22 protein-coding genes are annotated in these 26972 nt (G+C 41.8%); 14 read left to right on the top strand and 8 right to left on the bottom strand.

Annotation, left to right across the window (positions count from 1 at the left end; genetic code table 11):
* Positions 1–6: 6 nt before the first annotated feature.
* From FAZ19_RS05770 to FAZ19_RS05830, 13 genes are all read left to right on the top strand, one after another.
* Positions 7–1431: a GspE/PulE family protein gene (locus FAZ19_RS05770; protein ID WP_136819780.1), complete on the top strand. Its 1425-nt coding sequence runs from the start codon at positions 7–9 to the stop codon at positions 1429–1431.
* 2 nt (positions 1432–1433) lie between these two features.
* Positions 1434–3395, top strand: a complete 1962-nt coding sequence (locus FAZ19_RS05775) for a secretin and TonB N-terminal domain-containing protein (protein WP_373287727.1) — start codon at positions 1434–1436, stop codon at positions 3393–3395.
* Positions 3396–3405: 10 nt separating this feature from the next.
* Positions 3406–4656, top strand: a complete 1251-nt coding sequence (locus FAZ19_RS05780; protein WP_136819781.1) for a hypothetical protein — start codon at positions 3406–3408, stop codon at positions 4654–4656.
* Positions 4643–5131 carry a hypothetical protein gene (locus tag FAZ19_RS05785; RefSeq protein WP_136819782.1) on the top strand — a complete coding sequence of 163 codons (489 nt, stop codon included), beginning with the start codon at positions 4643–4645 and terminating at the stop codon, positions 5129–5131. The genes FAZ19_RS05780 and FAZ19_RS05785 overlap by 14 nt, the downstream gene beginning before the upstream one ends.
* A 326-nt stretch (positions 5132–5457) precedes the next feature.
* Positions 5458–6003: an OmpH family outer membrane protein gene (locus FAZ19_RS05790; protein WP_136819783.1), complete on the top strand. Its 546-nt coding sequence runs from the start codon at positions 5458–5460 to the stop codon at positions 6001–6003.
* Positions 6003–6605, top strand: a complete 603-nt coding sequence (locus tag FAZ19_RS05795; RefSeq protein WP_136819784.1) for a hypothetical protein — start codon at positions 6003–6005, stop codon at positions 6603–6605. The genes FAZ19_RS05790 and FAZ19_RS05795 overlap by 1 nt, the downstream gene beginning before the upstream one ends.
* A gap of 8 nt (positions 6606–6613) precedes the next feature.
* Complete coding sequence (locus FAZ19_RS05800; RefSeq protein WP_136819785.1) at positions 6614–12277, top strand: carbohydrate binding domain-containing protein; 5664 nt, start codon at positions 6614–6616, stop codon at positions 12275–12277.
* A 10-nt stretch (positions 12278–12287) separates the two neighbouring features.
* Entirely contained in the window at positions 12288–12719 is a 432-nt protein-coding gene (locus FAZ19_RS05805; protein WP_136819786.1) for a hypothetical protein, read from the top strand.
* Between the two features lie 8 nt (positions 12720–12727).
* Positions 12728–16687, top strand: coding sequence for an RHS repeat domain-containing protein (locus FAZ19_RS05810; protein WP_136819787.1), 3960 nt, complete (start codon positions 12728–12730; stop codon positions 16685–16687).
* A gap of 7 nt (positions 16688–16694) precedes the next feature.
* A complete protein-coding gene (locus FAZ19_RS05815) occupies positions 16695–17609 on the top strand; it encodes a pentapeptide repeat-containing protein (protein WP_136819788.1) in 915 nt (304 codons plus the stop codon).
* A gap of 780 nt (positions 17610–18389) precedes the next feature.
* Entirely contained in the window at positions 18390–18674 is a 285-nt protein-coding gene (locus tag FAZ19_RS24070; protein ID WP_211245442.1) for a hypothetical protein, read from the top strand.
* A 22-nt stretch (positions 18675–18696) separates the two neighbouring features.
* Positions 18697–19098 carry a hypothetical protein gene (locus FAZ19_RS05825; RefSeq protein ID WP_136819789.1) on the top strand — a complete coding sequence of 134 codons (402 nt, stop codon included), beginning with the start codon at positions 18697–18699 and terminating at the stop codon, positions 19096–19098.
* A 29-nt stretch (positions 19099–19127) separates the two neighbouring features.
* On the top strand, positions 19128–19325 hold the full coding sequence (locus FAZ19_RS05830) for a hypothetical protein (RefSeq protein WP_136819790.1): 198 nt from the start codon (positions 19128–19130) through the stop codon (positions 19323–19325).
* A 119-nt stretch (positions 19326–19444) separates the two neighbouring features.
* Here FAZ19_RS05830 and FAZ19_RS05835 read toward each other — a convergent pair whose 3' ends face one another.
* The 8 genes from FAZ19_RS05835 to FAZ19_RS05870 all read right to left on the bottom strand — a co-directional run bounded on the left by FAZ19_RS05835 (position 19445) and on the right by FAZ19_RS05870 (position 25420).
* Positions 19445–20353, bottom strand: a complete 909-nt coding sequence (locus FAZ19_RS05835) for a hypothetical protein (RefSeq protein ID WP_136819791.1) — start codon at positions 20351–20353, stop codon at positions 19445–19447.
* Between the two features lie 70 nt (positions 20354–20423).
* Entirely contained in the window at positions 20424–21569 is a 1146-nt protein-coding gene (locus FAZ19_RS05840) for a type II secretion system F family protein (RefSeq protein WP_136819792.1), read from the bottom strand.
* Between the two features lie 5 nt (positions 21570–21574).
* Entirely contained in the window at positions 21575–22069 is a 495-nt protein-coding gene (locus FAZ19_RS05845) for a prepilin-type N-terminal cleavage/methylation domain-containing protein (RefSeq protein WP_136819793.1), read from the bottom strand.
* A 250-nt stretch (positions 22070–22319) separates the two neighbouring features.
* Positions 22320–22706, bottom strand: a complete 387-nt coding sequence (locus FAZ19_RS05850; RefSeq protein ID WP_136819794.1) for a type II secretion system protein — start codon at positions 22704–22706, stop codon at positions 22320–22322.
* Complete coding sequence (locus tag FAZ19_RS05855) at positions 22703–23983, bottom strand: hypothetical protein (RefSeq protein ID WP_136819795.1); 1281 nt, start codon at positions 23981–23983, stop codon at positions 22703–22705. The genes FAZ19_RS05850 and FAZ19_RS05855 overlap by 4 nt, the downstream gene beginning before the upstream one ends.
* Entirely contained in the window at positions 23950–24570 is a 621-nt protein-coding gene (locus FAZ19_RS05860) for a toxin-antitoxin system YwqK family antitoxin (protein ID WP_136819796.1), read from the bottom strand. The genes FAZ19_RS05855 and FAZ19_RS05860 overlap by 34 nt, the downstream gene beginning before the upstream one ends.
* Complete coding sequence (locus FAZ19_RS05865; protein ID WP_136819797.1) at positions 24567–25064, bottom strand: hypothetical protein; 498 nt, start codon at positions 25062–25064, stop codon at positions 24567–24569. Before FAZ19_RS05865 ends, FAZ19_RS05860 begins: the two co-directional genes overlap by 4 nt.
* On the bottom strand, positions 25061–25420 hold the full coding sequence (locus tag FAZ19_RS05870; protein ID WP_136819798.1) for a hypothetical protein: 360 nt from the start codon (positions 25418–25420) through the stop codon (positions 25061–25063). Before FAZ19_RS05870 ends, FAZ19_RS05865 begins: the two co-directional genes overlap by 4 nt.
* 267 nt (positions 25421–25687) lie before the next feature.
* Here FAZ19_RS05870 and FAZ19_RS05875 point away from each other — a divergent pair, with 267 nt between their 5' ends.
* Positions 25688–26968, top strand: coding sequence for a hydroxymethylglutaryl-CoA reductase (locus FAZ19_RS05875; RefSeq protein WP_136819799.1), 1281 nt, complete (start codon positions 25688–25690; stop codon positions 26966–26968).
* Positions 26969–26972 lie beyond the last annotated feature (4 nt).

The following is a 26972-nucleotide window of genomic DNA, read 5'->3' on the forward strand; positions in this document are numbered from 1 at the left end:
GACCAAATGTCCATCACAGTACCGTACATAGATTCTGCAATCGCCAACCGTATCCCACGGGCCTTGGCTCGGCATTACCGTATCGCTGCTATTGGGTTGGATCAGGACAAGCTCGTGTTATGTACGGATGCGGTATTGACCGGACCACTGGAAGAGGAGCTGAATATGGTGCTGGATATGCCGTACGAGCTACAGCAGGTGGAGCCCGAAATACTGGATACCTACCTGCAGAAATATTATTTTGAAGAAACCCAAGGTGCATCTGCGGTAACGAAAGTACTTGCCTTTAATGCTGATTTTTTGGATCGCCTGATTATGGAGGCCAAACAGCTGAAAAGTAGTGATATCCATATCGAAAGCTTTGAAACAAAGGGACGTATCCGGATCCGAATCGACGGCATGATGGTGGAGCGGTATACCTTATCCAAAACCGATTATCCTGCCCTGATCAATAAGATCAAGATCCAGTCGAATATGGATATTGCCGAAAAACGCCTGCCACAGGATGGACGTATCAACTATACGCAGGGCAAAGAGCAGTTTGATATCCGCGTATCGGTGTTGCCTACGCTGCACGGAGAGAAAGTGGTGTTGAGGTTGCTCAATAACAATGCAGGGGATGTGTTCCTGGATAAGTTGGGTATGTCCGCCGATGACTATGCCAATTACCTGCACGGTATCAAAAAGCCCAACGGGATTGTATTGATCTCGGGTCCTACAGGTTCGGGAAAGACGACAACACTCTACGCTACACTGAAACATCTCAATAAAGAGACAACGAATATCCTCACGATAGAGGATCCCATCGAATATACGCTGGAAGGTATCAATCAGGTACAATTGCGCGAGAACATCGGACTTACGTTTGGTGCAGCGCTGCGTACCTTTCTACGTCAGGATCCCGACATCATTATGGTGGGGGAGATCCGTGATCCGGATACGGCGAATATGGCTATCCGGGCGGCATTGACGGGTCACCTGGTGTTGTCGACGATACATACCAACTCGGCTTGGGGTACGGTGTCGCGCCTCATGGATATGGGGATTCCCGGCTTCCTGATTGCGAATACCCTCAACACGACGGTGGCACAGCGCTTGGTGCGCTTACTGTGTCCGAATTGCAAGGAGGAGCAGCCCATTGAAAAGGGACTGTATCCCAAACAATTTATTCCGTATTATGCCGTGGATCGCCATGCGGTGCCCAAGGGATGTGCAGCCTGTTACTATACCGGTTATAAGGGACGGAAGGCAGTTTACGAGATTATCCCATTGGATCAGGACTTGGCCATGGAGGTAAAGAAAGGAAATATGCAAGTGGAAGAGCTGTTGCGCGAACGACAAATCAAGACCCTTGGGGAGAATGCATTTGACCTGTTTGCTAATCAAGAGACCAGTATTGAAGAAATTTATCCGCTACTATTTAATTATTAACCATGTTTGTGACGCGATTTTTTATTATTTGTATATGCTTATTTGCCACTGTTTTCGTCCGTGCGCAAAGTGTCGATGATCAATATCGGCAGGTGGAACAACGGCTAAATGCGCTCAGCTATTCCGTACCGGGATTGCAGGAGAAGGTGAAGCTGTCGGTTTCCGGAGCTTCGCTACAGGAGTTTGTACGCGCACTTGCCGAATCCAACGGACTGAACATCAATATTGATCCAAATATCAACCATCAGATTGTCAATAATTTTCAGGGTGAAACGGCACTTAATGTATTGCTGTTCCTGAGCAAGACTTATCAGCTGGATATCAATGTGATCGGATCGATCTTGAGTATCTCTGCCATGCGCAATGCAGCTCCTGTTATTCCCAAGCGGGAGATTAAAGCTTCCTATAATGCGGCAGATAATACACTGAGCTATGAGCTGAATAACGATACGTTGGCCAATGTAGCCAAGAAGATCGGGGAAATATCGGGTAGGAATGTTGTGGTTCCTGTCTCTTTACAAGGGAAGACGGTTTCGGGCTATATGACCGCGTCACCGTTTGATGTGGCCCTGGAAAAACTGGCGTATGCCAATAGCCTTCGCTATCATCAGACGACTGATGGCATATATCTTTTCGAATCGCTGGTGCCGGGCGAAGAGCTCTTTATCAACGACAGTCAGGAGACAGCGGTACGCTACCGGGGCAATAGCACACAAGGGATGGGTGGACAACAACCTGGCATGGGTGGCATGCAACAGGGGGGCGGAAACTTTACCGTTTACAAACAGGGAAATAGCGGCCCACAGGGTAAACTCTTTACCATACAGGCAACGCGCTCATCGCTCATTGACCTTATTAAGCGCGCGGCGGAAGATGCCGGTATAAACTACTTTATCTATTCGGATATACAGGGGCAGGTGAGCACCAGCGTGAAGGACATCACCTTTGATAGTTTCCTGTCGTCGATCTTTCAGGGCACTCCATATACCTACCGGATCGAAAACGGTACTTACCTGATTGGAGATCGTAAGGTAGAAGGACTGCGTTCAAGCAAGATTATCCATGTGAAGAATCGCTCTATTGATACACTGGTAGCGATGATTCCGATGGACTGGAAACGGGATGTAGAGATTAAGGAATTCAAGGAGCAGAATATGCTCTTGCTTTCTGGCTCCGGTCCGCAGATTAATGAAATTGAAAACCTCATCAACAAACTGGACAGACTTGTGCCGATGGTGCTGATCGAGGTGACCTTAATGGATATACGAAAAGGAACAACAGTGGAGACGGGTATTACAGCAGGTGTGTCGGATTCCATAAATACGGGAGGTACACTGCTTTCGGGTATGGATTTTACCTTCGGTGCAGGTTCCATTAATCGATTTTTATCACAAATTGGAAATAATAATTCGTTCAATCTCGGCAGGGTGGCACCAAGCTTCTATGTTACGCTGAAGGCACTCGAAGCAAATGAAAATGTAGAGATGCGTTCGGTGCCGAAGCTATCAACGCTGAATGGACACGAAGCATCGCTGAGTATTGGTAGTAAGCGCTATTACCGGACGCAGACGCAGAATGTGATACCATCACTGCAATCGCAGAATATCATTACCGAGCAGTTTACCGAAGTAGAAGCTAACTTACAGATAGACATCCGCCCGGTGGTATCGGCAGACGACCAGATCACCCTTAACATCAAAGTTGATATTACAGATTTTATTGGTACACCGGCAGAAAACAGGCCTCCACCCACATCGACCAGTAAATTTGAATCGATTATCCGGGCACGGAATGAAGATATGATTGTATTAGGAGGGATCGAACGATTGGAGAACAGTGACTCAGGTTCTGGTATCCCAATCCTGTCGCGTATCCCGGTACTACGCTGGATATTTAGTAGCAAGAAAAAAACGATGAACAAAGTGGTGTCTGTTGTATTTATTAAGCCAACGATAATCTACTAGCGCTTAAGGGATGGAAGCGATACGCAAGCATTATAGAATACCGGCCGCTATCGGCATTTCCGCTACCTTGGGATCGGAAGCGGATACCTATGCGCTTTCACATTTACGGTTTGGAAAGGAAGGTATCGACCTGGTGTCGACAGAATCCTTCGCGCAGCTGGAAGACCTCGCATCGTATTGCCCTGCTGAACCGGCTACTCCGGTTAGCCTTTACCTCGAAGGTAAGGGTATTCTCGTGAAGGAAATTCCGCGCACCGCTGATACTAAATGGGATGAAGAACTGATTAGCCAGATTTTTCCTCATTTTTCAGCCGATAAGTTTTACTATTCCTATTTGGAAGGGACTGAATATTTCTGGGTAGCTATCGCTAAGCGGGATAGGGTAGATGGGATCCTTCTTCAACTTGAAGAAAGACAAATTGCTGTGGTGCAGCTTTTTATTGGACCTTTTGTATTCGACGCCATCCTCAAGCAGGTGAATACCTACAATAAGCATTACCTATTTGCAGGGCATGCCATACAGACGGATGAAGAAGGTGTATGGAATGCCTATCGGTACGATATACAGCAGCAGGCCAAGTTTCAGCTTAAAGTTGGTAATAGACCCATAGATGCACAGTACATCGGATCCTATGCCGCTGCTTTTAATACATTGATGCACGAATTTGTAAGCGACCGAAGCCTGTCCATTGACAGGTTGACTGAACGTTTTCAGGAAGCGCTGGCGAAGATCCAGTTTAAGAACAATGGGTTATTGCTATTAGCCACGACTTTTATTCTTCTGGTACTTAGCACGGTGTTGTACAGTTACTATTATAGCGAGAATGAGGTGTTGTCGGCTAGGACTACGCAGCAGGCTTCTTCCCAGAAGGATGTGGAACAGTTACAGCAGGAAATTGCGCAGCAGGATTCCGTACTCAAGGAGCTTGGCTGGAACGGGGGCGTAAGCAAGACCTGGTTATTGGATCAATTGGGGGTGTCGCTTAATGAGGCGCCTTATGTATCCCTTACCGATATCCGTATCAACCCGCAACCCGAACGTAGAAGGGGAGCAAAGGTATCGACACAGGATAATCGAAATAAGATTGTACTGAAGGGGAAGTGTGCTACACTCGATGGCCTCAACCAGTGGGTGCGGAAGCTGAATCAGGAGCCATGGGTAGATCAGGTGCAGATCACCCAGTTTACCGAATCACAGGTCTTTGACGATGAGCAGCAGGTGTTTTCGTTGGAAATAATCTTTAGCTATGATGTGGGATAAGCTAAACTATAGATCCAAAAATAAGTTGCTGATAGCGGCCGCCGTGCTGGTATTTATCATCTGCTGGTGGCTGTCGTTTTCGAAGACCTTTTCGGAAATAAGCAGAAACAATCAGCTCACCCGGGCTGTAGGTGCTTCAGGCGTACAAGGCGACCAAGCCTACCAACTGCAAAAGAAGGCAGCCAAACTGGATACCCTTATCCAGCATTACAGCATGGACTCAATTGCATTCGAGAATAATTTTTTACGGGATGTAAGCCTTGCGATCGAAGGCCTGCCCGTCAAACTCAGTTACGATGGCAGCAAGCAACCAACCGAAAAGCCAGCGTCGGTACTGCAAAAGGAAATTATCCTACAAGGAAAATACAGCGACATCATCAAAGCGCTAGCTGCTTTGGAGAAAGTTTACTTTGTAGGTGGGTTGGTGTATCAGAAAGAAGGGTACAGGGTGGTGCTGGGGAGGGTGAGGGAGTAGCTGAAAAATTTGGTTAAATTACTGCGAACTGATAGTGCTGTTGTTGATGTAAAGAAGAAAGTCGATTATTTTTTGGACAAATGCTTGTCCACACCGTTTTATTTGAATATTTTTAAGCCAAATTATTAATTGCGACTATTGAGTCAAATTTTCAGTACTAGTGCTTCAAAAAATGTTTGTCTTGTGTAACGTGAGCAGAACTTAAGGTCAAAAGATCAAAAAAATAACTTTTATCTATGCTAAAATTGACAACGGATGTGGGGTGTTGAATTTTAGTTATTTAAGAGTTTTTTCCGGGTGTCAAATTGAAAAATAAAAAAGTAAAAATGAATAATAAATTAATTAATCCAAAAGTAATTTGGAGGTTAGCTGTTCTTATTGGTTTTATCTTGTTAATGAATGTTTGGATGCTATTTTTTAAAAAATCTGAAATAGTGTATGTAGATGCAGGCAGGATATTGCAAGAATATAAAGGTGCAGCTGTAGCGCGCGAAAGCTTTGAGAAAAAGGCGCAACAGTGGAAAAGCAATATAGATACATTACAGAAGGAATTTGATGAGGCTTATCGAAAGTTTGAAAGAGAAGAAAAGACACTAAGTCCTGCCCTTAAAGAAGGCCAACGAGAGGTACTTAAAAAGCAACAGAAAAGCTTAGAGGATTATAAGATGGCAATAGAACAAAATGCTGTTACAGAAAATAATAAATTGAGTCAAGAGACCATATCCAAGGTAAACAAGTTCTTAACAGAGTATGGAAAGAAGCATAAATATAGATTCATTTTGATCGCGAATCAGGTGGGTACCATTGCGTATGCAGAAGAGGGTACGGATAAAACTGATGAGGTTTTAGAAGAACTTAATAAGGAGAATTAATGAAATTGATCAATCGAATAAAAAGCGGTGTAGGACTTTTCACTCTGCTTACTTCCCTTTCCGCTTGCCACAGTACGTTTCGTCAGGATTCCTTCGAAGATAAAGCATCTTTTATGGAGTATGTTAAAGATTTAGATTATGGTCTAAAAATGGTGGCCGAATTCCCGAATGGAGTAAAGATAACTCCATTATTCGTGCCCAATGATTTAATCCTTTCTGAAGCAAAGGATAAAGAAAGTTTTAAAGGCAATCTTTATCTAATTCTGAGTTTTTCTAGAAATGGCAAAGAGCTGTTATCTCAACTGCCACAGGGAGAATATGGTGCTTTCGTTCAAACCTTTTCATTCGGAATGGATCGGTTTATCAGTGCATTCATCGATGATAGTAAAGAGGCGATTAAACCCATCATGACTAGTTTTCAGCCGACTTATCAAATGACAAATAGTAATGATCTCTTGGTAGTTTTTAAAAGATCTGAAATTCTCAATGGGAGAAAACTTCGATTAGTTATCAATGATTTCGGATTACAAACAGCAGAAATCAAGTTCAATTTTGATAGCAAAGACATAGCTTATTTATCTAACGTTAACATCCTGAATTAAGATATATAATGATTAATAGTATTCGAAAACTGGGGTATAAGAAGCTTGCGGTATGTTTCTTGACCATATTTGTTGCAGAGCTATTTAGCTCGCCAGTAGCATTAGCTTTGACATCTGGCCCTACTACTCCAGAGACTTCAAGTTTTGAGCCTGTAGATACCACCGATATGGTCAATCTACAGACAGGCGACTTTACCTATAATGTACCTCTGTTGGAGGTACCTGGGCCTGAGGGAGGATATCCCTTATCGTTATCTTATCATGCAGGTATTCTCCCTGGGGAAGATGCGAGTTGGGTAGGCTTAGGGTGGACATTAAATCCCGGAGCCTTAAATCGAAGCGTAAACGGTTATCCAGATGATTGGAAAAATCAGGTTCAAGTAGCGCGCGATTATTGGGAGGGTGGCACATCTACAAATTATAGTGTAGGGGTAAGCGTAGGGTTGTCAGGTCCGGTAGGCAATGTAGGTGTGGGATTGGATTTTTCAAATGATACATACAGAGGTTTTGGAGTAGGGTATTCTGTGAGTGGCGTCTTGGCGCCCCAGGGCAGTCCGTTAGGACTACAAATGAGATTAGGAGTTTCACCCTATGGGGATGCCTATGCAAACGTTGGTGTGGGGCTATCTGTTGGATCGCGAGTCACTGAAAATATGAGTGTCGGAGCAAATTTGAATGCGGGGATGGAGATTTCAAATGCAGGAATATCTTCAGGATTCTCAGCGGGTGTTGGAGTAGGTGCAGGCCATACTAAATCAGGACGTACTTTGGGTGGGTCACTTTTAGGTGCAACAATCTCAAGTGGGGGAAATAAACCATCACTCTCGTTAGGAGGATTAGCTAGTACGGTGCACAATTCAAATGCAGGAAATATTTCAACAAAAAGTAATGGTTTTTCATTTGGTATACCTATTTGGTATGGGATTAATTTGCAGTTAGGATATAGCAAACAAAGATATTGGTCGGACGAAAGCATGGGTAAATTTGTAAGTGGTAGTTTAGACCCTTCTATCATGGAAACATATTTATATGTTCGTTCGTTTGATTCTTATAGTTTACTTGACGAAACCTCAGGCAAAAGCATAGTTGATGAGCCCGACCCGCGTAGAACTCTAGGGGGGAGTTATATGGATTTTGATCTTTATTCTGTCAACGCTCAGGGATTAGGAGGAAATATCCGTCCATACTTTTTTAGAGGATATGTTCAATCACAGAATATTCACAAAAACGGTAAGAGATATACAACTTATGACGTAAGTGCTACTGATGCGCCGTATAATAACGATAAACCCTTTTTTAGATTTGTTAATGATTTTTCCAATTCATTTAGACAAAATGAAGAATCTGTTCCGTTAGACCCAAACCCGATTTACGGAAATAATGATAGTAATACCGGATATGGAGGGGGAAATAAATTGGCAGGGTCAAAGCATATTGAGTATTATACATTAGATAATGTTCCCATTAAACCTAGAAATGCTAAAGGTTATAACACAAGTTGGGTAAAGGGAATAGAAGTAAATGGAAATTCGGCTGCATCTACGGTACGTTCGGGGTTGACAGGAGGATTCTCTATCACCAATGAATCTGGAGTGACGTATCATTTCTCCTTACCGGCATATTCATATAAAGAGGAAAGTTATCAGGAACGTATTCCACAAGATAAAGGATTTGCTTTCAATCGACAAACAAAGACAGAGCCTTATGCTTACACCTGGCATCTAACAGCGATTACTGGGCCTGATTACAGGGATAGGGCACCCTTCGGTATAGTTGATGAAAATGATTGGGGATACTGGGTAAGTTTTGAGTATGGACGTTTTTCGGATCGGTACGTATGGCGAAATCCGGATATCGGATTTCACCAAGATGAGGATAATGAGTTTAAGGGAATGAGTATTGGAACTAAGGAGGTCTACTATTTAAATGCGATCAGAACTCGGTCACATATTGCGCTTTTTGAAAAAGACATTCGGTTGGATGGGAAAAGCGTTTCGTCAGATAGTTACACTAAACGATCAAATCAGGGCTCAAACGCAGGTTCATATGGGACCAATTCAGTTCATTCTTTGAAGCTGAACAAGATTTATCTGTTAAATGCCTCCGACTCATCGGCAGTGTTATCGAACTCTGCCAATTCAACTACTAGTTCGACTTGTTCGAACTGTGAGTTTCTACAGCATGTTATAGACAGAAATGATATCGATATTGTAGGTAGGGTAAATATTGAAGAAAAAGCTGTTCGAATTATTGATTTTCATCAAGATTATAGCCTAGCAGCAAATACTACAAATAGTTTTGACGGTATGTCTCCTAATTCGAAATATGGAAAATTAACTTTGAATGGTTACGAAATGCGTGGTAAGGGGGGAGCCAGATTATTGCCGTTAACTGAATTTGAATATGACTTCACAGACCAGGAAGCACCATTACACAATGTAACATTCAAATCTGGGTCTGTCTTTACAAGCTATGAAAAAATATTCAATAAGGGTGATATGTTATACAGTGCTGATAAAAGGTTCGCAGGTGTAATAGAATCGGTTACAGAAGAGAATCCCGTACCTAGTGACCCTTTAGGAAGAGCATTTTACAGTTTCAAAATAAAAAATTCGACTATTTCTCATTCAAACGGACAAAATATTTCTCTTAGGAAAACTAAAAATCCACCCTATGCTCAATCCCATAAAGACCATTGGGGATATTACAAAAGCGACTATAGTTCTCAAGAGGTCGAAGAGAACTATAATATGGGTAAGCAAACTACATCGGTTTCTGCTTCTGGTACAGATGCGTGGAGTTTACGTAAAATAAAGAATGCTATAGGAAATTCTATTAAAATAGAATATGAATCTGATACGTATGAAAAAGCAGTATTTAGCGAAGATATTTCTTTGATAATGAATAATCCTATTAAAATCGACGATTATACGGTAGAATTTACTGTAAACGGCAGTATAATCGATATTCTTGATCAAATTCCGATTGGAAGTAAGTATAGGGGGATTTTACATTATCAATTAGATCGAAAGATTTTTCCGGGAACTATTACCGAGATGACGGTCAACGAAAGATATAATATCTTGATAAATCAATTAGAAATACTTCAAAAAAATGGAAATGTGATAAGAGCTAGATCGTCATCGATTATCAAGCCAGATCCTGAAGGAATCGCTAGTACTTTTAAGCTTGTAACTGGAAATATGGTATTTAAGAATCCGATACAAACAAATTATGGCGGTGGAGTTAGAGTTGTTGCGATAGAGAATGCAAGTACTATCGGCGAAATCACAAGAACAACATATTCGTTTGCTAAATTTAATTCAGCGGTAAGCAGCGGAACCACATCCTATCTACCAACTATTTTACCCAGTCTTGATAATACGAAGTTGAGGGATGGATTCACACGAAAAGCAAAAGATTCATATAGGAAATGGTTGTATCAAGGGTTCGAAAAACTATATATTCTAGCAAGAGAGCTCCCTCCTCCAGCAGTTATGTATGAAAATGTGACAGTTTCCTCGTCGGTATTAAACGGGGATATGACTATGAGGTCCTATTCGGGTAAGACAGAATATACTTTCGATGTGTTAAGGGCAAATATGGTAGGCAGAAAACTTGTTAAAAATGAAATCTTAACGAATACAGACGCAACTTCGGTCGGAGGAAAGGGGTATCGCAGGATGCAGAGCATGAAAAGATTTTTATCTTCTATAGGTAATTTGATGACTGTAAGATCTTATGGTGAGAATAATAAGTTGCTCAATGAAGTGACTAACCATTACTTACATGACGGCTTAAATAATCAACCTTTCGAAGGCTTTATGTCGCAGTATGAATCTAGACTAGCGTCTTATAATTTCCAAGGACTATTAAAGGAAAGGGTCGTTGAGAGTAAGCGGCTATACCCAAAGGATAATGAAAATACATTCGATAGATACGTTGTGTTTAACGGTAAAGAAGAATATCCCTGTATACAAACAGGAACAACTGTACGAGATTTAATAAGCGGTGTAACTACGGTGACGCGGAATCTCAGTTTTGATTTTTATAACGGAAGCGTGACGGGTGTTTTAACTGAGGATGGGTATGGAAATCGATTTTTGACTGAGACGATGCCTGCATATCGTGTGTATCCGAAAATGGGTTTAAAGATAAATACATCAGGTAATGCGAATGCAAATATGCTAAGTCAGATCGCGGGTACTGTGGTTTATAAAGTAAATGAATCCAATAGCAAAGTAGCTGTGGTGAATGCAACGGCACAGGCGTGGAGTAATAAGATACCAGTACTTTTATCGGACGGAAGTACAATATTACAAGACAATGGTAGCTGGAATGGTACAGGAGATGTGTGGCGAATGTCTGACAGTTATTCTTGGCTACAGAGTATTAGGACGTCAGACGGATTAACCCCAATCACACAGTTTAATGCTTTCATTTGGGACAATCCTTCAACTTCACATGCAAACTGGCAAAGGACTGGAGCTATCACACTCTATGATGCGTATTCTAAACCATTGGAAGGTATTGATATCAATGGAAACTATAGCGCGACGCGTATGGGGACAAAGTCTAGTAAGGTATATGTTACTGGAGGGTCTGCGAAATATACTGAACTAGCATTCAGCGGTGCAGAAGATGAGACTGTAAGCAGTAATAATCCATTGGAGGTACAGCGATCGGGTGCCACAGTGACGTCAGATGCCGCACATTCGGGCACAAAGAGTCTTTTACTGGGAACAAACCAACGTGGGTTTCAATATACTGTCCCGATAAGTAAGTTGACAGTAGGACGTGCTTACTCCGCGTCGGTCTGGGTAAAAGCCGGAACGTCTTCAGATACCAGGTTATATTACCAAGCAAACGGAGGCCCTGTTGTAAGTTCTATATCTTCATCCCAGTCGACAAAAAAGTCAGGCGATTGGACGTTGTTAACTTTAAATATAAAAGCTCAAGATATCGATGGTTCGGGAAATCTAGCTGTATATGTGCAGAACAATGCTTCCGGAATAGTATACGTGGACGATTTTAGGTTTCAGCCTGTAGATGCGTCGTCGACAGCCTATGTCTACGATAATTTTTCCGGAGAATTGACGTATGTATTGGATAATAATAATCTTTTCACGAAATACGAGTACGATCAGATGGGACGATTGAAAGCGACCTATATGGAGAAAATGGGAATGGGGGCGTTCAAGACTTCGGAATACCTGTATAATTATGGTAAACCGATTCCCGTAGAAGCGGATAATTACACAGTATATGCGCGTGTAGAAATTGAAAACTATTCCTATTATAACAATACTTATCCTCCATATAATGAAGGTTCCAGTGGTACAAAGGCGGATATCTACATACGTTTTTACTGGGATATATCCTGTACATCGCCTGCACAGTTGCCTTCCAGTTTACCATTGACCTATGAAAATAGTTATACTTCACAAGATCAATATGGTTCTTGGGGTGGTCAAAGTTCAATAAATATTATTGCTTCACAAGGGGTAAACTCCGTTTTAGTCGAACCACAAATTATAGTTTATGAACAGTATTCTTACTGGGAAAACCATACTATTGGGTTAGGAACCGAAGTGTATAATTACGATTACCGTCTGCTATCGCGTAATTCTTCAGGCCCTGGTTATTATACTCCTTTAGCTACTAAGTATTAATTCTGAAAATATGAAAAAGAAGCTTTTAATTATCATTTTTGTCGCTTTCACGCTGGCTTTTCAAAGTGTAAAACTTGTAGCGCAGACTTCCCCCAAGCAGTCAAATGCCAACGTTGTGAATCGTATCAAGGCAGACCTTGCTATTTCTTCAGAAAAAGCTGGAAAGCTACTAGACATCTTAACTAGTTTTGGAGAAAGTATTCAAGCGAATACAGCCGATTCTTCACTTTCTCCTAAGCAGAAGCAAAATAAAACCATTTCTCTTATGAAAGAGCAGAACGAATCTATACAGCGCCTATTGACTGATGATGAATATAGGGTGTGGGTAAATCTAGGAAAAAAAAGAAGGGCAGCCAACACTTCAAGAAGTAAGACAAATGATCAGATGAATAAAAGATTTCCTTCTCAAATGAGGGGAGCAGTTCTAGATCAAAATCAGTAAGCATTGGTATGATTTTAAAACAACTAAGAATTTTGAGAGATTGGAAGGAGATTTTAATCTTTTCGCTATGCCTTTCTATACTTTCACCAGTATGGGGCCAGAATATAAAAAGTACCGAGGCGCTAACTTTTCCGGCTGCACCAGCCACTTCTTTGGTAATTGGCCAAGGTCAAGTTTTTAATGCGGTTAGCGGGAAATCTATTGTCCTCAGGACGGGAACCCATTTTCAGCAGGGAAGTCTGGTCAATTTAAAAATAGAAAACTCTTATACTATACCGTCAGCTCCGAGCAATCCAGCTTCTAATCTGGATATGAATTGGATTCAAACCCGTGGTTTCGACGCAAGCGGGTTAGTCATATCCGAACAAAAATCCTTCTATGACAATAACGGCAGAGCCTTGCAAGCTCAATATAAGGAAACTGAGAAAGGACATGTATTAGCCTCGCAGGTTGTCTACGACGCTGCGGGTAGAGCTTCGCTACAAACCCTGACGGCGCCGACCAATAATTCTGAATTTGCCTACAAGGCAGACTTTGTACAGAATACGTCGGGAACAGCTTATGATTTCAAGAATTTTGACCGTTACCAAAGTGGAGGGCCCTATATTGATAAAATCCACCAACCCGATCCTGTCGGAAGCAAGAACACCGTTGGAACACTCGGGTGGTATTACGGACCTAACAATTCCTGGGAGCCTTTTAATGATGTTACAGATTATCCGTACAGTCGGCAAGCGTATGCGTACGATGGTTCAGGGATACCAACCAGATCTGGTGGTCCAGGCGATGCATATAGAATGGGAGCAGGGCATGAAGGATATATATATTCTGTGCCTGTAAACAATGAGTTGAGCCATTATTGGTCAGTTCGAAAGAAGATTTTTGACCAGACTGAGCTAGGGCAAAATTTAGACGGTAGTGCTGGCCAACCGGCACAAATGACCGTAGCCGTAGATGCTGACGGCAAGTCCTCGTTTACGATTAGTTTGGGTGGATCTGTTTTAGTATCAGGAAGTTTTGGTTCAGACCTTATGGTTGAGAACACTTTTACTTCTGGTCTGAATTATTTCGGATTACCTGAAAATGGTTCCATTTCGGTTTTTCCTGTTTTTAACGAACCTGTAGATGTTGAAATTGACAATTTGATAACAGGTCAAAAGATTAATTATGTACAAGCGGGGAATAATATAATGCCAGGTTGGTATAGTTTTAAGAACAGATCGGGAAATCCAATAGTAATACAGACCAGCCTCGGATTCAAGGATTTGAGTTACAATTTTTATAACCAGCATGGTGAGCTTGTGGCTAGTATTGCTCCAGAAGGCGTTAAACAACTCATTGCAGGAGGTATCGGTAGCTATAGCCCTGCAAACAGGGAGACAATTCCATTCATTACCTTGTACAGATATGATAGACAGGGCCGTTTGGTCTGGCAGAAAAATCCCGACGAAGCAGGTGCCAGTGAGTTTGTATACCGAAAGGATGGAAACATTCGCTTTTCGCAGAATGCCAAACAGCGGGCAGATGGCAGATTTAGCTACAGTAATTATGATATTCGGGGAAGGCTGATCGAAGTAGGTGAGTTTAAGCCATCTGGTACCACGCTTGCTTTCAACGCCGATCTGAGTACGGCCAGTGCGATGCGTAATATTTTGGAAGCCACAGACGTCTATGGCGGACTACCAAACGGTACGAAATACGATGTAGTGCGTTACAGGTATGATGTCCCTGATGCCACACATGGTAGCAATTATTACGCGCAGGATAGCTATTACCTCAGAGGCGCGGTAAGTGTCTCGGAAAAATATAGCAGTATAGTAAATAATACAGCGAGCGAACAAAATCTGATCAGCAGGAGTTGGTTCAATTACAACGCAGAAGGACAGCTGGACTGGCAGATCAAATATGTGAACGGCCTAGGGTACAAAACCACCGATTTCAGCTACGACGAATTTGGCGCCATGATCAAACAAGTTTACCAAAGGCATGTGCCTGCCGAGTTCATGGCTTACTATTATGAATATGATAAAGATCGGAGACTGGCCACCGTATACACCAATACGGTAGATAATCCCAGTTCTAAGCTGGTGCATGCAAAATACCAGTATTATTTGCATGGCCCATTAAAACGTATTGAACTAGCGGGTAATTTACAGGGTATAGACTACGTTTATACTGCTGATGGTAAATTAAAAACCGTTAACCATGCAGAAAAAAGTAAAGATCCGGGAAAAGATGGATCGGCCAATGATTTTGCTCCAGATGTTTTTGGTTTCAACCTTGAATATCATACGGGTGATTACAAGCGGGCGAACACCAATATAACTAGCATACAAACAGGAGGTACACCACAGCGTTACTCGGGCTTAATGAATGGCATAAGCTGGCATTCCCTGAAACCATCTTCGGTAGCCGGACCAAATAATCCTGTGATGAACACCTATGTGTACGATAGCAATTATCAACTGATGCAGAACAATTGGGGAGCACCGAATTTTACGGCAGGTTCTTTTACCGCTACAGCTAATGCCAATCAGGAGAAAAACTTAACATACGATGCACATGGAAATATTAAGACCCTGACACGGACGAATTCGAGCGGGTCGGTATTGGCAAACTATCAGTACAACTATACGGCCAATACCAACAAACTTGCTAGTGTAAGCAATTACGCATCCTATACTTACGATGCCCTGGGACAACTGGCGAGTGAAACCAAAGGTAGCTTGAGCAAGTACCTGGACTATGATGCCTTCGGCAAGGTGACTAAAATCTATAGCGATGCAGCGAAAACCAATGCCGTCCTGAGTTTTGTTTATGATGAGGGTGGTAACCGTATTAAGAAACAGGATCACCTGCAGAATGTCACGACTTGGTATGTAGATGGCAACGTATACAACGGTAGCCAGCTGATCGAACAGCCCATCCCGTCCGGGATCTTTTACCGTAGCGGGAATGTCTACCGTTATCAGCTAACCGATCATGTGGGTTCGGTGCGGGCTATCATTAACCGCAATAAACTGAGCAACGGCACAGCAGATGTCGTGTATTCGGCAGACTATTATCCATTTGGAAGCGAGTTACAGACTGCAGGTATACCATCACGCTATGGCTATCAGGGCGAATATGCTGAAAAAGATGGTGAAACTGGTTGGAATAATTTCTATCTTCGTAATTACGATCCTGCGATAGGACGTTGGCTGAGTATCGATCCATATGGGCAGTACTATTCGCCGTATGTAGGCATGGGCAATAATCCGGTGAGTGGATTTGACCCAGATGGAGGATGGAGCAAGGTGGGGGCGTGGATTCGTCGTATGGATTCCTGGATAGCAGGCGAAAGCCCCTCTAGGTTGATGAAGAGCGGTAGTGAATGGGGATTTAATACTCTTTCTGACGACGGTACTATCAGGGGACATTATACTGGAGGAGTTTCTTTAGGTCGGCAGTTTGCTGATAACACTCCTTTTGTTGGTACTAGTTTAAAAAGTGGTGATAAACTTGTAGCAGGAAATTATGGCGGTGCAGCGATAGATTTTGTACAAAGTGGATTAGAGTTATACATGATCGCATATGATCAAACCTCCAAAATCGCTAATGCTGTTCTACAAACTTTCTCAAAAAATGTTGCCACTAAGACTGTAACATCTAGATTGCAAGCTCATGTCACAAGAGCTGCTCAAGAAGTAGATGCGCTTGGAGATGCTGCATTTACTATAAGACAATTAAAAGCTCTTCAGCGACATCCAAATCTAAGGCCAATGTACAGGGGAAATCGTATTGATGTAAGAGCCAGAGGTTATATTGTAAATGATCCTGCATTAAAACACCTTAAAAGCAACTATTCAAGAGGTGCAGATTTCGTTGATCCTAAGACATTACAATGGTGGGATATAACTACACTAGGCGAGTGGCAAAATCATGTTAACAAATACGGGTCAGGAGGAACACTTTTATTGACACAATAAATACAATATGACAAAAAAATATTTAATTGAAAGATGGGAAGTGGAACCTCAATTGAGGTTTATCCTCAATAAGATTAATGATTTATTAAAAGGTGGAAATGTTCAATCACGAATTAATACATATGAATTTGTTGACGGAAAACTTGATTTAAGAGGCATCATTATAAATGAAAGAACGATTGCAAAGTTAGAACTTCAAAATGCTGATCTTACATTTTCTTCATTTAAAGATTGTTGGATTGAGAATTCTTTATTTGAAAAATGCAATTTTGAAAAAGTAGATTTTTCAAAATTTTCAGATCATAAAAATATTTTCAAGGAATGTTATTTCAAGAATTGTAAATTTAATTATGCATCCTTAGGTGATGGAGGTACTAGCTTTTCAGAATGTGTCTTTGAGGACTGTAATTTTTTTAAAACAATTTTTATTAGACCTGAGTTTGTAGGGGTGTCTTTTAAAAATTGCAAGATTAACAGCATAGATTTTTTTGGATCATCATTTGAAAGTTGCTGTTTTGAAGGGAATTTGAAGGATATCTGGTTCAGAGGCGGATTTCCATTACAGGTTGACTATTCTAATTATGGAATACCTAAAAGAAATGAAATGAAAAATGTTTCATTTGTAAATGCAGAATTAGAAGATTTGACATTTAGTGATAATTGTGATTTGTCATCTGTTAAAATTAAATCTTCTGATAAGTATTATAAATATGAAAGGTGGAAAGAAAGGCTTGAATTCTTAAAGATGGAGGATCGTAACTGGAGTGATAAAGAGAAAAAAGAAGCCGAAATTTTTGCGAATACCTATTTGGTTCATGCTAAAAATCAAGAGTGGCATATTATAAATAGAGAGGATGTTGAAAGAGATCATGGAAAGGATATCGCTTTAAAAATTATTAATCACTTAAATAACTTTCAATAAAGTAATTGCCGATATGATGTGCAATATCGATTATTAGTGTATTTAATATGTGTTTATAAGCCACTCATGGCTTCGTCGCTTCGTGCTTTGTTACTATCCATTTGGTAGCGAACTACAGTATACCATCGCGTTATGGCTATCAGGGTGAATATGCTGAAAAAGATGGTGAACCAACGGAGTGGCTCATGAGGGCAATTAAAAATAGACACGTTCCGAATAAACAGGTTGGAATAATTTCTATCTTCGTAATTATGATCCTGCGATAGGACGTTGGCTAAGTGTCGATCCGTATGGACAGGACAGTACTATTCGCCGTATGTAGGCATGGGTAATAATCCGGTTAGCGGATTTGATCCAGATGGGGGATGGAGCAAGGTTCGAGCGTGGATTCCAAGGCTAGCGCTGGAATGTTTCCGGTGCTTTATGTTTCTTCCCTCATTTCCAGCTGCCTCTTACTTTTAATTATCGTGCGTTTTTATTATTTTAGGTAAATGTCCAGAAAATGCAAGTTTCATAATCCGGAAGGTATGTACTTTACGAGTTTTGCTACAGTAAATTGGATAGATGTATTTGTACGTGAAATTTACTGTGATGAGTTGGTAAACTCTTTGCGATACTGTATAAAGGAGAAAGGGATGTTGTTGTATGCATGGAGCATCATGCCAAGCTATGTACATTTAATATTTAATATTGCTGGATTTTAGGCGTTTTACAGCTAAGAGTCTATAGTCAGCCATTCGGGAAAATCCGCAGGAGAGTAGAAAAGAATAGATTCTTTGGATGATGGGTCGATCGGGTAGGAAAATCGGACAGGACTATCAATTTTGGCAACAGCACAACAAACCAATTGAGCTTTGGAGCGTTGATGTGATTGATCAAAAAGTTGACTATATTCCCAATAATCCTGTTGATCAGGTTGTTTCGAAACCACATTATTGGAAGTATAGTAGTGCCATAGATTATAGCGGAGGAAAAGGTTTTTTGAATTGGCAGAACTTCAGAAGCGGGAAATATTGGCACAGGTTACAAACCCGCCCCAGCAAGGAGAAATCATCAAGCACGTAATACCTTATAGATAGGATATATCATGGCATATAAAATTGAAAAATTCATATGTAGTAAAGAAGAATTTATAATGGAGGATTTCTGGTCTTCTTTAATTTTTTATAATATTTTTCGAACACTTACAAAACTTAACATACCCATAACGGATAGTGTTTTAATAAGTGGAAGTAGCATTGAAGATATTATTATTTCTCTAGAAGAAGTAATAGACGGTATTCTTAAAGAATGGTATGTCGAACCACAAGTGAAAAAATTTATCAAGCGAAGATCCAATTATATTGTTTTATCTCATAACAATCGAAATTACAAAATTGATTATCGGATCAACCATATCGGTAGGGCTATTTATGCAATAGATATATTGATGAAGTGCTTAGTGAGACAGCGGGAAGCAGAAGAAAATATTTTTATTGAGTTTAGTTAATGGATTATCTTAAAAATTGGAGAATTTGTATGTATTCGAAGTTCACATTGGAAAAGAATGGAATAGTTGTTTTTGACAAGAATATTGACAAAAGCAAAAAAGGTATTGAGTTTTTTCTAGAAATGTATAAAGGAATAAAAATAGATGACAACAATATTGTAATTACAGGTTCTAAAGATGTCGAGTACCTTCCGTTAAACATCCCCTTTGATAAAGTGATGTTTTAGAGCTATTTTTTAAGAAGCCTTCAGGGATGAGGTTTGGGTTAAATATTATACTGAATAACAAAGTGTTAGGGGGGGGTGTTATTCAGTATAAACGATCAGTCGAAGACTATAAAGCTTTTTTATTTCTTTAATCCATTAACTTCTTCTTGTAACGCTTTGATTTGTTTGTGTTGATCAATGAGGTATAAGGTCAGCTCTTCAATTTTTTCGACAAGGATTTTATTGAGTTCACCCAGTGCGATACCGTTATCGATTACTTCTTTAGCTGGCTGAATATTTGGCAAATGTTTATGCGTTGAAATAAACTGTTCCAAACTATCTAAAGATATTTTCTTGTATTCGGGTTCAAAAACATAATCTGGCCAATTGGCAGTCTCTACCTTAATTTCTTGTGCTCTGATGTTACCCTTAACGGAAAGTTTTTCTGTAGGAGTAGCTGTTCCAATTCCTACATTGCCATTGCTGATGACCTTTATGGCCAATTTACCGCTACCGTCTATAGACGTATTACCAACGATAAGGTCCCAATCAAAAGTCATGGGTAGTAGGTTCACCGATTGGGTTTCTGTTCCCGTAATGTTGTAGGTCGAAAAACTTGTATTGAAATTAATAGAACGTATCTTAATATCTACTTTTAAATTCGTATTAATACCCAACGTATTAATTGCACGTATACGAAATGCTCTGGTTGATGTGTTATGGTCGACAGTAAAATTTACACCATTTGCCGTATATACATTATTATTTATTCTGCCCGCCTCAAGCCAGCGGTTAGGATTGGAATGTTTCGAAGAGGCTATGTGAGTAGCAGCGGCAGCGATGTTCCCCCTGGTATAAGCAATAGAGATTTCATAATGCCCCGACGCTCCTACTGCGATAGGAGTTGCTTTGGCAAACTCAATGTAATCACCGACTTGATAATCACTTGGAAAGGTAACGCTAGTGACTAAATAATCTGCACTGCTTTGTGCATGCGCCTTTGTGACTAGCGCTAGGCCAAAAAATAATAATACAATGTTTAGTTTCATGTTTTTTTATTGATGTTGTGATATGAATAAGTATACAAGCTTGTGTTTTATATATCGTCAATACTTTGTTCTAAAAACTATTACTCATCTGGAACATTGGTAGGTACATAGCGATCAAAATCAACCCCACAACCAGTCCTAAAAAAATAATGATCAATGGCTCAAGCACCGTAGAAATAGTGGAGGTCTTGTATTCCACTTCCTCGGTGAGCTGGGTAGCAATCTTATCGAAAAAGAAATCCAGTCGGTTTACTTCTTCACCTACTTTGATCAGCTGCACAATCTTACCGGGATAGAAATCAAATTTTGCCAAACTGTTGTGCAAACTCTCACCGTGAAGGATAAGATCTTCGGTCTGCAGCAGGGATTGTTGAATGGGATAGAAATCCGACATCTGCCGTACCAGTTGTATGGCCTGCAACAAGGGGGTATTTGTGCTTACCAGCAGCCGCATCGTATTGGCAAAGCGAGCCAAATGGATCTTACGGATAATATCGCCAGCAACGGGAAGCTTAAGGAGTATGGTAGATGACCACTTGCGGTACCATACCTTCTTTCTGCTGCTGTATAGTCCAAAGGCAATTACGGCAAAGAACAACATGGCCCACCAAAAGGTTTGATCTAAAAAATTGGATACATCGAGGATAAAGCCGGTAATCCAAGGCAGCTCCCCGCCAAATCGGGTGAACACATCGGCAAACATCGGTACCACAAACTTGAGCATAAAGAATACGGCCCCCATAGAGGTACACAACACGATCAGCGGATAGGTGAGAGCGGAAATAATCTTGCGTCGCTGCGCAATCTTATTTTTATAATAATCGGCCAGCTCTTTGAGCACTTCGCCTAACTTTCCGGTTTCTTCACCGATCTGTATGCCGTAATATTCGTAATCGCTAAATTTCCCTCTTTTTTTGCGTAAGGCCTCGGAAAGGGGATCGCCCTGCAATACCTGCTCCCGGATTTCATGGAAGAGCTGCCCTTCTTTTGTCTTTTTTTGATCGATAAGCACCAATTCGAAGGCGGTCTTCAGATCGACCCCGGATAATAAAAGCATACTTAGCTCGATGTAGAACTCTTCCTTCTTTCGGTCGCCCAGCTGCTTGCTGCCAAAGCTGATATCTTTATTGAGCAATGCCAACAGATCAAACGAAGGCGCCTTTTCGGACGAAACTGCTTTCTTCTTTTTATAGGATGAAATATCAATCTGCGACATAGGCTCTACTCGATGGGAATAACTCCGGTTAACTGTAGGGATGAATATTGTTTGTATATATGTAAAGGTACGATTTTATCGTCGATCTGCAATGGGATGGTATACGACTGGATCAGGTTGCTTTCGAAATTTCCGCTGTTTACAAAATCATACTGGGGTATGTCATAGCTGATCAGAAAGCTATCGGTACGCAATGCATACTGCTCGCGGAGGATAAGGGAATCTAAAAACGTATAATCGATGTATCCTACGGAATCTTTAAGACGTAACACTGCCTGATCTAAAAATATGCTGTCGGCACGATAGCTGTCTACCTTGATTCGGTGTCGGAAAAGGTCAACGGAATATTGATCTCTTTTTTTTATCTGCTGATCGGATAGTAAGCGGTTAAAGGTTGAAAAGGCGTAATAGGCAAATGCGCTTAATATCGCAACAAGCAACATCGCTATGGTTACTTCCAGTAGGGTAAAGGCTGCTAATTGATGTCGATGGTGTCGCATGCGTAAAAATAAATATAAAGCGTGTAATTTAAAGTTTTTTTGTTTTCATTCGTCGAGAAAGATTGCCACGTCGTACCTCCTCGCAATGAACGTAGGGATGGTATCTTCTTGCGATGACACGATGGCTAAAAAGCACGTCTTTGCGAGGAGCATGGCGACGCGGCAATCTGTGCTTTTGCCAGAAAGATTGCCACGTCGTACCTCCTCGCAATGACGATGATAGTGTTAGTGAAGACGTACAATCTCCGCGTCATTGCGAACCTGAGGTACGAAGGTGTGGCAATCTAAGTTGAATCTCGATAAGACTGTCGACCACGGCATGGTCGGCGAGGCGTTCGGCGTAGACAGTTACTTTTGTGAGGTCGGGGTATGCCGTGAGAGGTTCTTCTTCGAGGTAATAAACCACGCTACCGATCGTCTGGGTAGGCGGAATGTCTTCGTCTTGTCGGTATTGAAATAGGATATCCTGCATCTGGGCCTGAATGGTTTTGGATTCCCGGGACTGGGTACTGCTGGTTAAGTTAGCAAAGATCATCATGCCTACGGCAAACACACTGAGCAGGATGACCATCGCAATTAGTACCTCGACCAACGTAGAGGCTTTTAATCTTCGTCGCGTTATCTTCATCGTCTTCATTCCAGCCAGGTTAGTATACTATTCGGAATATTCTTTTCTTCTTTTTGCCAGGCATAGCTCTGCAGGAAGAAGGGGTGGCGTGCTGATCGATCAAGGTTGATATCGATCAGGAAGTTCTCGTACAGGGAGCTGGGGGTCTGCGTAATAAAACGATAACAGTACGTGCTGCCTCTTACGGTTAAGGGTTTCGTGTATTTGAGCATCCCAAATGCAATGAGCTCGCCAGTTACTAAACTGTTTTCGCCTAGGCTCAGCATGTGGGGTACGGAACTCCGCTTTTCTTCATAAAGCAGGACACTCCCAGCGATGGAGCCATCTTTGCCTATCTTTAACGCTCTGCGGAACTCTTCGTCTTCGGCAAATAATACCAAGGCAGATGGATACGAGAGGTGTACTTCATCGCCCACAATAAGGGAGTCTGTAGCGAAGAGTTGTACACTTCCACGAAAGCCCTTGTCGACTCGTATGGTAGGGGCGATGCAGATGATATGTTCTAGGGTGCAGTCGGCAGTAATATGGATCAGCGTGTCGCTGGATAGCATGATATTGCCTTCTATTGCTTGATTAGAAAGCAATAGCGCTGCTTCGCTGTAAACATATTGCGTAGGCTCCTTAAAGGAACGAAAATGCTGTGGAAATTGTAGCATCGAAGGGCTCAAAAAAGTGCTGCTATCCAATCCTTCGGCTAACGGCTGCAAGCGTTGCTTATCGATGGCGGGTAAAGCACGCTCGCTGAACTTCTTTTTGCCTTCGATAATTTCTTCTTTGCCATCGAAAAACTTGCCGTCAACGAATGCGGGTTTGATGCCGGCTTGAGGCAGGTAAGCGGTGCCGATAATCGTGGTACGGCCGCTTACTGATAGGTTACGGTCTTCATCAGAAACATACAGTACGGTACTGTCGATGCTTTCCAGACCGAGCAGGAAAGCACGCTTAATGCTGTCGTGCTGATAAATGGCCGTCAAAGTTACTCTGTCGTACAGCCCCCAATTTTCTTTCTGCACACGCAGGCTGTCGCCTGCATACAGCACATCGGCCCATACGGTGTCACTGGGAGAAAGATACACCGATTTGGAAAGTTCGAAACCCGAGGTAATAAGGTTTAATAAACGGTCCTGATGCTGGATCTTGCTATCTTCTTGCCGGTAAAAGCTATAGAGATAGATCAGCGAACCAAGGATAATAGTAATGATCAACGAGATGATCAATGTAAGCTGCAGCGCCGAAGCAGTCAGCTTTTTACTTACTTGTTTTTTTTCGAAAACAATTTTTGCCATTGCTGTCCGAGATAATGAGCTGACCGTCGGAAGATATTCTGATCGATGTAAGCTTCTTTGGAGATTTCGTTGCCTTCTTGATAGTAGGTGGTAGAAAATGTACTATCCTGCGGTAAACGCATAACGACTTTTCCATTTCGTCTGCCGGCTTTGAGCTGCCCCATTTCCGAAGTATTGCCTTTGTCGTCGTATAGACTATATGCCCCGGTCTCTTTGCCTTTTTTCCACTGGCTTTGTTTTTTGAGGATGCCGGTAGCATTCCATTCGGTCCAGGTTCCGGTTTTTAGGCCTTTCTTAAATTGACCTTTGGTCGCCAGATCATTATCCGGGTAATAACGCAGGTAGTCTCCATGCAGTAATTTACCCGAATAGTCGCCCTGTGTTTCATGGATTTTGCGGGAAGCATACCAGAAATAAGTGTTGTCGGGCGAGGTCTTTTTGTGTATTTCTTTCGTCTGGAAGATAATTTTATGATGATCTTCCGTATGGATGGTCACCTTATTATTGTCCATGACACCCAAATAATCTTGTGCCCATAAATGGGTACAGCATGTGATCAAGAAAATAAGACTTCCTGTAAACTTCATTTAAATATCGTTTTTGTTTCGTTTTTGTGTGTAATAATGATGCGGTCGGCCTGTATATTACGAACAGTAATTTCCTGCTGCCGATCGCCTTTTGCCATCATATATTGCTGACCTGCTATCGTAACCATCGCAATCCGTTTCTTGTTGGACTCATTCTCAATAAAACCCTGATAACTGATATCGATCTGAGGCTCGGGCTCCACATAGACGGCATATGGATCGGATGTATAGGGATCGATAGTTTCTGTTTCTAAAATCTCCTCATCCAGCACATCTGTGCTATTGTATATGGGATCCCGGTAGGATAGTAAAAGGGATGCACTGTCTTTGATGGTATAGTATTCGAGATCCTGTGGGGCGATGGAAATGGGTCTGCTGCTCGTAATTATTTGCTCTTCGTCTCCGGATACGGCACTAAATACCCGATAGATAACATAGCCCCACACGCCGACAACGACGGCTAACAAAATATAAACGAGGGCTTTGTTATTCATTCAGCAACTATTTCAAGTTCTCGATAGTGGTATTCGCCAACACTGCCGTCGTTTTCCGGTCGTACGCGCCAGCTGTATTTTCCGGGTTTCAGCGTGAATTCGACTTTATTGTCGTAGGTCGACGAATCGATCAGTGCCGACTGGATTGCCGTAAAATCAGGTGACACCAATTGAAAACGGTAGTATTTGGCATCTTCATGGTGTTCCCACCAAAAGGCAATAACGGAGTCTGTCGTTTCCAGATGGTCCATCGGAGCAACCAACGCAACCTGTTCGTCTTCCAGTGGGTATTCGATGAATTCGGCACAGGAACTAAATAGTAAAATGGACCAAAATACCAGTACGTGTTGTCTCATTGGAATTAATTGTTTCAATATCGTAAGTTCAATTTAGGAATATTCAATGGAGACATAGTCATGCCAATTCCGAAAATTGTACTGCGTACCAAATTAAGTAAAAAAATGGTTTTTTCACCATTTTAAAGATAATTAGTGCATTTTCAATAATCTGGAAGCGACCATCTTTGATACGGTACAACGGCTTAGGATAGGTTTAGTTTTATTGGTATAGTCGCGAGATTGTCCCTTTTGTCGTTTTCTTAAATAAATCTATCTTTACTAAATATGGCATCTTCACTAGAAAAGGCAAGCACCGCACTGCATATCATTAATACGGTACAGCAGATGGAAACAATAATCGAGCATATTCGTGATAAGGAATCATGGAATTCTCTCGAAGAAGACGCGCTTCCTTTAGAACAACAGGTAAGCGAAGACGGTATGCAGAAGCGGAGATCATTCCTTCTGCAAAAAACGAATAAGGATTACCCTTATCTGATCGATAATAAGGCCTTTGAGGACTATGATTCGCTCAACGGAAATATAGAAAATTTTATAGGAATGAGTCGTGTTCCTACTGGGGTGATCGGTCCGCTACGTATAATAGGCTCTTCGGCGCAGGGAGATTTTTACGTTCCCCTGGCGACAACGGAGGGGGCTCTCGTCGCCTCGTATAACCGTGGTGCTAAGGCTTGTTATTTAGCCGGCGGTGCAATTTCAATCTGTTTAATGGAGGGCGTACAGCGAAGTCCTGTCTTTAAGTTTGAAAATATTGCAGACCTGGGCTTGTTTGTTGCCTGGCTATTGCCGCAAGTGGAGAGATTTAAGGAAATAGTGGGTGAAACAAGTCGGTATGCCAAATTGATGGATGTTAAAATCCAGATTGAAGGAAATCACCTTATTGTGATATTTGAATTTCATACGGGCGATGCTGCGGGACAAAATATGGTTACTATTTGTACAGACGCCATATGCCGTTATATCATTGCGCAATGTCCGACCAAGCCAACATTATGGTTTATCGAAGGCAACTACTCGGGCGATAAAAAGGCGACAGCACTGTCTTTTTCCAATGTACGCGGGAAGAAAGTAACCACAGAGATTGTACTATCTGAAGCAATTGTACACAACGTGCTTAAAACTACACCCGACCTCATGGCCGAGTATTGGAGGTCGTCTACCATGGGGATCATCCAAAGTGGGGCTATTGGTGCGCATGGACACTATGCTAACGGATTGGCGGCATTATTTTTAGCAACAGGGCAAGATGTGGCGTGTGTAGCAGAGGCTGCCACGGGGGTAACTCGGATGGAAATGAACAAGGATGGCTCGCTGTATGCTAGTGTTACATTGCCAAATCTGGTTGTAGGTACGGTAGGCGGAGGGACACATCTGCCTACGCAACGGGAATGTTTGGAAATGATGGATTGCTATGGACAAGGCAAGGCGCGTAAATTTGCCGAAATCTGTGGAGCCCTCATATTGGCAGGGGAGCTATCCATAGCCGCAGCGCTCTCTGCCGGTCACTTTACACAGGCGCATAAACAACTCGGACGTAAAAAATAAGCTG

The sequence above is a fragment of the Sphingobacterium alkalisoli genome, assembly GCF_005049105.1.
GTDB classification, from domain to species: Bacteria; Bacteroidota; Bacteroidia; order Sphingobacteriales; family Sphingobacteriaceae; genus Sphingobacterium; species Sphingobacterium alkalisoli.